8 protein-coding genes are annotated in these 11,849 nt (G+C 38.1%); all 8 read left to right on the top strand.

Annotated elements, in window-relative coordinates:
• The first annotated feature begins 54 nt into the window (after positions 1-54).
• The 8 genes from acnA to DQN23_RS03095 all read left to right on the top strand — a co-directional run bounded on the left by acnA (position 55) and on the right by DQN23_RS03095 (position 11,765).
• Positions 55-2,718 (top strand): aconitate hydratase AcnA, encoded by a 2,664-nt coding sequence (gene acnA, locus DQN23_RS03060; RefSeq protein ID WP_111712686.1) that lies wholly within the window; start codon positions 55-57, stop codon positions 2,716-2,718.
• A gap of 3 nt (positions 2,719-2,721) precedes the next feature.
• Positions 2,722-3,840 (top strand): citrate synthase, encoded by a 1,119-nt coding sequence (locus DQN23_RS03065; protein ID WP_111712687.1) that lies wholly within the window; start codon positions 2,722-2,724, stop codon positions 3,838-3,840.
• A gap of 29 nt (positions 3,841-3,869) precedes the next feature.
• Positions 3,870-5,045, top strand: coding sequence for an NADP-dependent isocitrate dehydrogenase (gene icd, locus DQN23_RS03070; protein ID WP_061407419.1), 1,176 nt, complete (start codon positions 3,870-3,872; stop codon positions 5,043-5,045).
• A gap of 77 nt (positions 5,046-5,122) precedes the next feature.
• Entirely contained in the window at positions 5,123-5,923 is an 801-nt protein-coding gene (locus DQN23_RS03075) for a putative ABC transporter permease (RefSeq protein WP_061407422.1), read from the top strand.
• Positions 5,924-6,142: 219 nt separating this feature from the next.
• Positions 6,143-6,406 (top strand): phosphocarrier protein HPr, encoded by a 264-nt coding sequence (locus DQN23_RS03080; RefSeq protein ID WP_020916462.1) that lies wholly within the window; start codon positions 6,143-6,145, stop codon positions 6,404-6,406.
• 4 nt (positions 6,407-6,410) lie between these two features.
• A complete protein-coding gene (ptsP, locus tag DQN23_RS03085) occupies positions 6,411-8,144 on the top strand; it encodes a phosphoenolpyruvate--protein phosphotransferase (protein WP_111712688.1) in 1,734 nt (577 codons plus the stop codon).
• A 361-nt stretch (positions 8,145-8,505) separates the two neighbouring features.
• Entirely contained in the window at positions 8,506-9,936 is a 1,431-nt protein-coding gene (locus DQN23_RS03090; protein ID WP_111712689.1) for an NADP-dependent glyceraldehyde-3-phosphate dehydrogenase, read from the top strand.
• A gap of 185 nt (positions 9,937-10,121) precedes the next feature.
• The gene (locus DQN23_RS03095) at positions 10,122-11,765 is read left to right on the top strand and encodes a phosphoenolpyruvate carboxykinase (ATP) (protein WP_020916465.1); all 1,644 of its coding nucleotides are present in this window, start codon (positions 10,122-10,124) and stop codon (positions 11,763-11,765) included.
• The last annotated feature ends 84 nt before the right edge of the window (positions 11,766-11,849 follow it).

Genomic DNA, 11,849 nt, shown 5'->3' on the forward strand with positions numbered 1-11,849 from the left:
TTTTCTGAATTTTGTATAATTAAAAACAATATCATTATAATCGGGGGTCCGTACATGACAGAGTTCTTATCTAATTTTTTTTTCAAAGAGAATAACTCTTCTTACCTTAATCTTGAAGAAGCCGTTTCTCATTATGGAGGAAATATCAAAAGAATCCCTTACACTATTCGTATATTACTTGAAAGTTTACTCAGAAAGTATGATGGAGTAGATGTTACAAAAAGTCACATTGAAAATTTAGCAACTTACAATCCTAAAAACATCCAAGGCGAAGTGCCATTCAAACCGAGTCGTGTTATCCTACAAGATTTCACTGGTGTACCAGTTGTTGTCGACCTTGCATCAATGCGTGATGCCATCGTTTCAAATGGTGGTGATGCAGATTTAATCAACCCTGAAATTCCAGTTGATTTGGTTATTGACCACAGTGTCCAAGTTGATTTCTTTGGCTGTGATACAGCTTTAGAAGATAACATTAATATGGAATTTAAACGTAACAATGAGCGCTATGAATTTTTGAAATGGGCTGAAAAATCATTCGATAATTACCGTGCTGTTCCACCAGCAACAGGGATTATCCACCAAGTTAATATAGAGTATTTGAGTGATGTTATCATTGAAAAAGATGGCATGCTTTACCCTGATTCAATGTTTGGTACTGATAGTCACGCAACAATGATCAATGGTATCGGTGTGCTTGGCTGGGGTGTCGGAGGTATCGAAGCAGAAGCAGCTATGCTTGGTGAAGCTTCATTCTTCCCAATTCCAGAAGTTATCGGTGTACGTTTGACAGGTAAATTACCTAAGATTGCGACTGCAACTGACTTGGCACTTAAAGTGACACAAGTCCTTCGTCAAGAAAAAGTTGTCGGCAAATTTGTTGAGTATTTCGGTGATGGTCTTTCAAATCTTAGCCTTGCCGAGCGTGCAACTATCGCTAATATGGCTCCTGAATACGGGGCAACATGTGGTTATTTCCCAATCGATGATGAAACGCTTAACTACATGCGTTTGACAAACCGTGATGAAGACCATATCGCATTGACAAAAGAATACGCTAAACGTAACAGTCTTTTCTATGATCCAGAGCATCAAGCTGAATACACTAAAGTTGTTGAGATTGATTTGTCTAGCATCTCACCAAGTATCTCTGGACCAAAACGTCCACAAGATTTGATTGATTTGACACAAGCCAAACAAACTTTCCAAGAAAGCTTGACACGCAAAGCAGGTGTTCAAGGATTTGGTTTGACGGCAGATGAGATTAATAAAACAGCGACTGTTCACCTTGAGGACCAAGATGTAGAAATCAAGACTGGGCATGTGGCAATTGCAGCTATCACATCATGTACGAATACTTCAAATCCTTACGTGCTCATATCAGCCGGTTTGCTTGCCAAGAATGCTGTTGAACGTGGTTTACACGTGGCTCCAACAGTCAAAACATCACTTGCCCCTGGTTCAAAAGTGGTGACAGGTTACCTTCGTAACTCTGGTTTGCAAACTTACCTGGATACACTTGGCTTTAACATTGTTGGTTTTGGTTGTACAACATGTATCGGTAACTCAGGTAGCCTTCGCCCAGAAGTCGCTGAGGCAATTACGGATACCGATTTGTTAGCGTCAGCTGTTTTGTCAGGTAACCGTAACTTTGAAGGACGTGTTAATCCGCTTGTCAAAGCAAACTTTCTTGCTAGCCCACCTCTTGTTGTGGCTTATGCACTCGCTGGAAATACTAACATTGACTTGACAACAGAACCACTTGGTTTTGACCAAAACAATGAGCCAGCCTACCTTAAAGACATCATGCCAACAAACGATGAAGTAGCAAAATACGTTGACCAATTTGTCACACGTGAATTGTTCGAGCACGAGTATGAGCATGTTTTCACTGACAGTGAAAAGTGGAACCAAATTCCAACAGAAGAAAGTAAAATCTATCATTGGAATGAAGCCTCAACATACATCCAAAACCCACCATACTTTGATAACTTGGGTGATGATTTGGCAATCAAGCCACTTAAAAACCTTAAACCATTGGCTAAATTTGGTGATAGTGTCACAACTGACCACATCTCACCAGCAGGGAACATCGCTAAAAACAGTCCAGCTGCTAAATATTTGACAGAACATGGTGTTGATTACCTTGATTTCAACTCATATGGTAGCCGCCGTGGTAACCACGAAGTCATGATGCGCGGAACATTTGCCAACATTCGTATTCAAAACCAATTAGCTGACGGTAAAATTGGTGGTTATACAAAATACAATGGCGAATTGATGCCAATTTACGATGCAGCCATGCATTATAAAGAAGATAAGGTTGATACTTTGGTCATTGCTGGTAAAGACTATGGTATGGGGTCAAGTCGTGACTGGGCAGCAAAAGGTTCAAACCTTCTTGGAGTTAAAGCTGTTCTTGCTGAGAGCTTTGAACGTATTCACCGTTCAAATCTTGTCATGATGGGGGTTTTACCATTGCAATTCTTAGAAGGTGATACAGCTGAAAGCCTTGGATTAACAGGTTACGAAACATACGATATTAACCTTTCAGAAAATCCTGGTATTCACGATATTGTAGATGTGATTGTACGTGATGATTCAGGTGAAAAACACTTTAAAGCCATGGTCCGTTTTGATGCAGATGCTGACATCCGATACTACAAAAACGGCGGAATTCTACCAATGGTTGTTAGAAAGAAATTAGGGGGTGCTTAATATATGACAGGATCAAGTGGATTAAAAGATTTAATCGCCTGTAATACCCGTATTAGTTCGATTATTAATGATAATTTATCTTATGCAGGTTATAACATTTCAGAATTAATGGACAATGATGCTAGTTTTGAAGAAGTGATTTATCTTCTTTGGAACCTTCATTCGCCAAATAAAACAGAACTTGATGATTTTGTAAAGTTACTTCGTTATAACTATGAAATCAGTGATGCTGTTGTGCAATGCATTATGATTCAATCACGTAATCACTTGCATCCAATGAGTGTTCTTCGTTCAACAGTTAGTTTGCTAGGTGTTTACAATGTTAATGCAGAAGATAACTCAGAAGAAGCAACTTACGAACAATCCATTCAATTAATGGCTAAAATGCCAACAATTATTGCAACCTTTGCACGTTTGCGTGAAGGAAAAACTCCTGTGGCACCACGTAAAGATTTGTGTTTTGCAGCCAATTTCCTTTATATGTTAAATGGTGAAGAACCAACTGATTTGCAAGTTAAAGCTCTTAATCGTGCTTTGGTACTACATGCTGACCACGAATTAAATGCCTCAACATTTGCTGCACGTGTTTGTGCCTCAACACTGGCAGACATTTATTCTTGTGTGACAACGGCTATTGGTACTCTTAAAGGTCCTCTTCACGGTGGTGCTAATGAACGTGTTTTTGACATGTTAACTGAAATCCGTGAAATGAGTGATACAAAAGCTTACCTTAAAGAAAAACTTGATTCACAAGAAAAAATCATGGGGTTTGGTCACCGTGTTTATAAGACACAAGACCCTCGTGAAAAATACCTTCGTGAAATGGCGAAAGCTTTGACAGAAGGAACTGAAAACGAAATTTGGTTTAACTTGTCTTGTGAAATTGAACAATGCATGAAACACACCAAAGGTTTGATTCCAAACGTCGATTTTTATTCAGCGACGGTTTATCATGTGCTTGGTATTGATAGTTCAATCTTTACCTTGATTTTTGCAATGAGTCGTGTGGCTGGTTGGATTGCTCATATCCAAGAACAACAAAAACACAATAAATTGATTCGTCCACGTTCACGCTACAAAGGTGAACTTGGTTTGAAATATGTTCCACTTGAAGATCGTTAAGAAAGATTACGAAAGGAAAAAAGGAAATTATGGCAGATAAAATCACTTTAGAAAATGGCCAATTGGTCGTTTCTAATCATCCAATTATTCCTTTTATTGAAGGGGATGGCGTTGGACGTGACATTTGGAAAAATGCGCGTGCTGTCTTTGATGCCGCTGTTGAAAAAGCTTATCAAGGTCAGAAAAAAGTTGAATGGCATGAGCTTTTAGCTGGTAAAAAATCGCACGAAGCGACTGGCGAATGGTTGCCAGCCGAAACACTTGATACCATCAAAGAAGATTTGATTGCTATCAAAGGACCACTTGAAACTCCAGTTGGTGGTGGGATTCGTTCGCTAAATGTTACACTTCGCCAAGAATTGGATTTGTATGCTTGTGTTCGCCCAGTTCGCTATTTCAAAGGAATTGAAAGCCCGCTTAAAGAACCAGAAAAAACAAGTATTACGATTTTCCGTGAAAATACAGAAGATATTTATGCAGGAATTGAGTGGGAAGCTGGCACAGCAGAAGTGAAAAAAGTCATTGAGTTTTTGCAAAATGAAATGTCTGTCAACAAGATTCGTTTTCCTGAGTCAAGTAGTATTGGTATTAAGCCAATTTCAAAAGAAGGTAGTGAACGACTTATTCGTTCAGTTATTGAATACGCCCTTGTTAATCAGCTAACAAATGTAACTATTGTTCATAAAGGAAATATCCAAAAATTCACTGAAGGTGGTTTCCGCAAATGGGGTTACGAACTTGCAGAACGTGAATACGCTAATGAATTAGCAAGTGGAAAATTGGTTATGAATGACATTATTGCCGATAACTTCTTGCAACAAATTCTGCTAAATCCTGAAAAATTTGATGTCGTAGCTTTGACAAACCTTAATGGTGACTATGCGAGCGATGCTCTTGCTGCTCAAGTTGGTGGAATTGGTATCTCACCAGGTGCTAATATCAACTACGTAACTGGACATGCAATCTTTGAAGCAACTCACGGAACAGCTCCTGATATTGCTGGAAAAGACATTGCTAATCCATGCTCTGTTCTTTTATCAGGTTGTATGCTATTTGACTATATCGGATGGACAGAAGTTGCAAATTTGATTTCTCAAGCCATTGAAACAACCTTTGCTAAAGGTCAATTCACAGCAGATTTAGCACAAGGAAAAGCTGCTTGCTCAACAAGTGAATTTGCAACTAAACTCATTAAAAATATGTAAAAGATCGCCTAGAACAAGTCTTGTTCTAAGTTTTTTGCTATAATGAGAATAGTTTGAAAGTTAGAGGTTGATGTTTTATGGGCTATTCTATAACGGATATTATTTTCCTATTTTTTATTTATTCATTTATCGGTTGGCTATGGGAGACTATTTATTGCTCCATCCATGACAAAAAGTTTGCCTATCGTGGCTTCTTAGCTGGACCTTATTGTCCAGTTTATGGCTTTGCGGTGACGACGGTTTTAATTGGCATAAAACCATTTCAAGATAATCTTTTAGGGCTCTTTATCGGTGGAATGGTTATTGCGACCGTTTTTGAATTCCTTGCTGGTTGGTTTTTGGAGCATTTCTTTCATATGAAACTTTGGGATTACAGCGATTTATTTGGTAATGTTAAAGGCTGGATTGCTCCTGAAATTTCACTTTTTTGGGGAGTTAGTATTTTGATACTTATTAAATTTGTCCAGCCGACGGTCATGGCTATTATCAATCATTTGAATGGCTGGATTGCCCTAGCGATTGTTTCTATTATGGCGGCGGATTTGATTTGGACAGTTATGGATACTGTGAAATTCCAACAAGCAGCTGCAACGGTTGAAAAATATGTTCGCTCGGAACAGGAAAGATTGCTTCGATCTGTTAAAACAGAATTTGACGACTGGACTAAACAAAGAGAAGCTTTCAGTAAACGTTTGGAGAAATTTAGACTTCAGATAAATGAGAATTTAAAAGTTAAGGGTGTTCAGCTATTTCGTTTCAACCAACGTCGTATGTTGCGGAACTATAAAAATCTTAGCTTGACAACAGCACCATTCTTTAATGAAATTCGTAAACAAACAGCAGTCCTAAAAAAGAAAAAAGCTGAAAAGAAAGATTAATCAATAAATAGAAGCGAGTTCAACTTGTTTCTATTTGTTTTTGAAAAAAATAGGTAATTTTACAGCCTGAAAGTGCCGTTTTTCCTTAATTTTTCAAAAAATAAGGTGCATACGAGGTGTGTAACTATTGAAATAAAAAAGGGTTTATGCTATAATCATAGCTTGTAAGGGTTATCATAAGGTAATCCGAAAAAACACAAATAAAAGGAGAACCATAATATGGCTTCAAAAGATTTTCACATTGTTGCAGAAACAGGTATTCACGCACGTCCAGCTACTTTGCTTGTTCAAACAGCTAGCAAATTCGCTTCAGACATCACTCTTGACTACAAAGGTAAAGCAGTAAACCTTAAATCAATCATGGGTGTTATGAGTCTTGGTGTTGGTCAAGGTGCTGACGTAACTATCTCTGCTGAAGGTCCTGACGCTGATGACGCACTTGCAGCAATCGAAGAAACAATGACAAAAGAAGGATTGGCTTAAGAAAATGACAGAAATGCTTAAAGGAATCGCCGCATCTGATGGTGTTGCTGTTGCTAAAGCGTACCTGCTCGTTCAACCTGATTTGTCATTTGAAACTGTTACAGTTGAAGATACAAGTGCAGAGGAAGCTCGCCTAGATGCCGCATTGAAAGCATCACAAGACGAGCTTTCTATTATACGTGAAAAAGCAGTAGAAACACTTGGCGAAGAAGCAGCTGCCGTATTTGACGCACATTTAATGGTGCTTGCTGACCCAGAAATGATCAGCCAAATTAAAGAAACTATTCGTGCAAAACAAATTAACGCAGAAGCAGGACTTAAAGAAGTGACTGATATGTTCATCACTATCTTTGAAGGAATGGATGATAACCCATACATGCAAGAACGTGCCGCAGATATCCGCGACGTTGCTAAACGTGTATTGGCTCACCTTCTTGGTGCTAAACTTCCAAACCCTGCTACAATTGATGAAGAATCAATCGTTATTGCACACGATTTGACACCTTCTGATACTGCCCAATTGAACAAACAATTTGTTAAAGCCTTTGTTACAAACATTGGTGGACGTACAAGCCACTCAGCTATCATGGCTCGTACACTTGAAATTGCCGCTGTTCTTGGAACAAACGATATCACTAGCCGTGTTAAAGATGGTGATATCATTGCTGTAAACGGTATCACTGGTGAAGTTATCATCAACCCAACAGATGAACAAGTTGCTGAATTTAAAGCTGCTGGTGAAGCATATGTTAAACAAAAAGCTGAATGGGCTCTTCTTAAAGACGCTAAAACAGTAACAGCTGATGGTAAACACTTTGAATTGGCAGCTAACATTGGTACACCTAAAGACGTTGAAGGTGTTAATGCTAATGGGGCAGAAGCAGTTGGTCTTTACCGTACAGAATTCTTGTACATGGATTCACAAGACTTCCCAACTGAAGATGAACAATATGAAGCATACAAGGCTGTTCTTGAAGGCATGAATGGTAAACCAGTTGTGGTTCGTACAATGGATATCGGTGGAGATAAAGAACTTCCTTACTTCGACCTTCCAAAAGAAATGAACCCATTCCTTGGATTCCGTGCACTTCGTATTTCTATCTCAGAAACAGGAAATGCAATGTTCCGTACACAAATCCGTGCACTTCTTCGTGCATCTGTACACGGACAACTTCGTATCATGTTCCCAATGGTTGCTCTTCTTAAAGAATTCCGTGCTGCTAAAGCAATCTTTGATGAAGAAAAAGCAAACCTTAAAGCTGAAGGTGTTGCCGTTTCAGATGATATCGAAGTTGGTATCATGATTGAAATCCCAGCTGCAGCTATGCTTGCTGACCAATTTGCGAAAGAAGTTGACTTCTTCTCAATCGGAACAAACGACCTTATCCAATACACAATGGCTGCTGACCGTATGAACGAACAAGTTTCATACCTTTACCAACCATACAACCCATCAATCCTTCGTTTGATTAACAACGTTATCAAAGCAGCTCACGCTGAAGGTAAATGGGCTGGTATGTGTGGTGAAATGGCTGGTGACCAAAAAGCTGTTCCACTTCTTGTCGGAATGGGACTTGACGAGTTCTCTATGTTAGCTACATCAATTCTTCGTACACGTAGCTTGATGAAGAAACTTGACACTGCTAAAATGCAAGAATACGCTAACCGCGCTCTTACAGAATGCTCAACAATGGAAGAAGTTCTTGAGCTTAGCAAAGAATATGTTAATGTTGACTAATTAACATGAGGAAGCTTTTAACGCAAAGTTAAAAGCTTTTTTAATGTTAAGAAACCTAAAATGTTAAGTGATTTTAGTTATGAAACTAGGATTTTTTATAATGAAAAATATGCATTTTTTTGGATAAAATAAAAGAATCTATTAATTTTTAAAATTCTATAAATTCTGATATTATTATCGTTATAATAGTGTTTAGGTGCATTTTTTTGAATTTATAAAGTATATTTATAAGTTTTATAATTATAACTATTTGACACTACAAATTTTTTGTCTAAATTTTCAGAATTTTTTCGTTTTAAAATATTGAAAAAAGCTAAAAAAGTGATAAAATGGAGTTATCACATTTAAAAGGAGATATCGCTTGACTAAACAATATAAAAATTACGTCAACGGTGAGTGGAAACTTTCTAAAGAAGAAATCAAAATTTATGCTCCCGCAACTGGTGAAGAACTTGGTTCTGTTCCTGCAATGAGCCAAGAAGAAGTAGACTACGTCTATGCATCAGCTAAAGCTGCTCAAAAAGCATGGCGTGCACTTTCATATGTAGAACGTGCTGAATACCTTCACAAAGCAGCTAATATTTTGATGCGTGATGCTGAAAAAATTGGTGCTGTACTTTCAAAGGAAATTGCTAAAGGTTATAAATCAGCTGTAGGTGAAGTTATCCGTACTGCTGAAATCATTAACTATGCCGCTGAAGAAGGCGTTCGTCTTGAAGGTGAAGTTCTTGAAGGTGGTAGCTTTGATCCAGCAAGCAAGAAAAAAATTGCTATCGTTCGTCGCGAACCAGTAGGTTTGGTGCTTGCTATTTCGCCATTTAACTACCCAATCAACCTCGCAGGTTCTAAGATTGCTCCTGCCCTTATTTCAGGGAATGTTGTTGCCCTTAAACCACCTACGCAAGGTTCTATCTCAGGTCTTCTTTTGGCTGAAGCATTTGCTGAAGCTGGACTTCCTGCAGGTGTATTTAGCACAATCACTGGACGTGGTTCTGTTATCGGTGACTACATTGTAGAACACGAAGCTGTTAATTACATCAACTTCACTGGTTCAACACCAGTTGGTGAACACATTGGTCACTTGGCTGGTATGCGTCCAATCATGCTTGAACTTGGTGGTAAAGACTCAGCTATCGTTCTTGAAGATGCTGATCTTGACTTGGCTGCTAAAAACATCGTTGCTGGTGCTTATGGATACTCAGGTCAACGTTGTACAGCCGTAAAACGTGTTCTTGTTATGGATAGCATTGCTGACAAGTTGGTTGAAAAAGTTTCTGCACTTGTAAACAACTTGACTGTTGGTATGCCGGAAGACAATGCTGACATCACACCACTTATCGATACAAAAGCCGCTGACTATGTTGAAGGTCTTATCAAAGACGCTCAAGAAAAAGGTGCTAAAGAAGTTATCTCATTCAAACGTGAAGGTAACCTCATCAGCCCAGTCTTGTTCGATAACGTTACAACTGACATGCGCTTGGCTTGGGAAGAACCATTTGGTCCAGTCCTTCCATTTATCCGTGTGAACTCAGTTGAAGAAGCCATTGAAATTTCAAACAAATCTGAATACGGTCTTCAAGCTTCTGTATTTACAAATAACTTCCCATTGGCATTCAAGATTGCTGAACAACTTGAAGTGGGTACTGTTCACATTAACAGCAAAACACAACGTGGTACAGATAACTTCCCATTCCTTGGTGCTAAAAAATCTGGTGCTGGAGTGCAAGGTGTGAAATACTCTATCGAAGCTATGACAACTGTCAAATCTACTGTATTTGATATTGCCAAATAATACAGTTAAGGTTAGAACATTGTTCTAGCCTTTTTATTTTTTTCTGAAATAGGCGTAAGTAGACTTGTACTTTTTTTGAAATTTTTTAGAAATTATTTCTTTTTTCTAATGTTTTTACACTTTTAATTATGAAAACGCATACTTTTTTGATAGAATAAAGTTAACCATACAATAGGAGGTAGAAAATGGTAACACGTAATCAATTTTCAACTTTAGAAATGCGCAAATCAAGTCCGTATTTTTCTGCATTAAAAACTATTGTCGAAACAGCATTTTATGAAAATCAGGTTCACCCGATTAAAACCTTAGAAGAAGCTTATCAATTAGCTTCCAATGCTGCAGGTACAGTGATTTTGGATATGCCTGTCATTCATACTAAGGAATTGGGTCTACCTTCCTATGCTCGTGTGTTGTTAACAAATTCTGGAGCAGTAGTTGGACGAACAGCGAAAGCCCGTCGAATTTTTGGGCAAGATGAAGAGGAAGATGAGTGTTTGTTATCCATTGTCAGAAGTGCCGTCTATCAGGCACATCGTCGCCAATTTTACAAAGCAGATGCTATTGTTGGGTTAGATGAAGAATTTATGGTGCGTGCTCACTTGATGGTACCAGAAGAAGAGATCAATAACCTTTATTCATGGTTATTGAACTTTCAAATTCTGGATGAAGAATTCAAAAATCGTTTGAAAGTTTCTAAAGTCTACAATGAAGATGATATTTTTGTCTTCTTTAATCCAAGATGGTCTCATCCAGATTACCCAGATGGCTTGGTCTATTTTGATACTAATCACAACTGTGTAGCTATTTTAGGACTCAATTACTTTGGTGAATTGAAGAAAGCAACTTTGACACTTGCCTGGGGAACGGCTGCACGTAATGGTTACGTGTCATGCCACGGTGGTTTGAAGATTTTTCAAGGAAAAGAAGGTCAGAAGGATTATGTAGCTTCATTCTTTGGTTTGTCAGGTTCAGGAAAATCAACTTTGACTCACGCTAAACACAATGGAAAATATGATATCAAAGTTTTACACGATGATGCTTTTGTTATTTCTGAAAAAGATGGCTCATCAATTGCTCTAGAACCATCATATTTTGATAAGACAAACGATTACCCAACAGGACACCCTGAACAAGATTTCTTTGTGACAGTTCAGAACTGCGGTGTGACTTTGGATGAAAATGGTCGTAAAAAATTGATGACAGAAGATATCCGAAATGGTAACGGTCGAACGGTTAAATCTCGTTTCGCGACACCAAATCGTGTTGACCATATCGAAGAACCGATTAATGCCATCTTTTGGATTATGAAAGACGATTCTCTACCTCCATTGATTAAGGTTAATGACCCTCTCATGGCAGCAACGATGGGATGTACCTTGATGACTAAACGGTCAAGTGCTGAAAATATTGAAGGAAATAAGCAAACACTTGTCATCGAACCATTTGCCAACCCATTTAGGGTTTATCCGCTCGTTGAAGATTATCAAAAATTCCGTTCACTATTTGAAGGAGATGTTGATTGTTACATCATCAATACTGGTACTTACATGGGACAAAGTATTCCGAAAGAAGTTTCTTTAGGAATTATTGAAAAATTAGTTGATGGTGATGCTGAGTTTAAAGATTTTGGGCCAATCGAAGGTTTCCAATATTTAGATTTGGCAGAATACCCTGTTCATCATTTTGACAGCAAGTATAAACAACTCATCCGTTCACGTATGCAGTTCCGTTTGAATTATTTGCTTTCATTCAACCAAAACAATCCAAAGCTTGCTTTGCCAGTTGAAGCTATTTCACGTTTGGAAAAAGTGATTAATAATTTGAAATAGGACATAAAATCACGAAAAGGATGACAATGATTGTATATTGTCATATTTTAAGGACATAAAAAACGAGGCTGGACATTTTGTCCT

It is taken from the genome of Streptococcus lutetiensis, from assembly GCF_900475675.1.
Lineage (GTDB): Bacteria > Bacillota > Bacilli > Lactobacillales > Streptococcaceae > Streptococcus > Streptococcus lutetiensis.

What these genes read in the sequence shown, in the direction of transcription:
- ptsP (WP_111712688.1), top strand. Translation starts at nt 6,411, where the DNA reads ATGACAGAAATGCTTAAAGGAATCGCCGCATCTGATGGTGTTGCTGTT.
- acnA (WP_111712686.1), top strand. Translation starts at nt 55, where the DNA reads ATGACAGAGTTCTTATCTAATTTTTTTTTCAAAGAGAATAACTCTTCT.
- DQN23_RS03080 (WP_020916462.1), top strand. Translation starts at nt 6,143, where the DNA reads ATGGCTTCAAAAGATTTTCACATTGTTGCAGAAACAGGTATTCACGCA.
- DQN23_RS03095 (WP_020916465.1), top strand. Translation starts at nt 10,122, where the DNA reads ATGGTAACACGTAATCAATTTTCAACTTTAGAAATGCGCAAATCAAGT.
- DQN23_RS03065 (WP_111712687.1), top strand. Translation starts at nt 2,722, where the DNA reads ATGACAGGATCAAGTGGATTAAAAGATTTAATCGCCTGTAATACCCGT.
- icd (WP_061407419.1), top strand. Translation starts at nt 3,870, where the DNA reads ATGGCAGATAAAATCACTTTAGAAAATGGCCAATTGGTCGTTTCTAAT.
- DQN23_RS03075 (WP_061407422.1), top strand. Translation starts at nt 5,123, where the DNA reads ATGGGCTATTCTATAACGGATATTATTTTCCTATTTTTTATTTATTCA.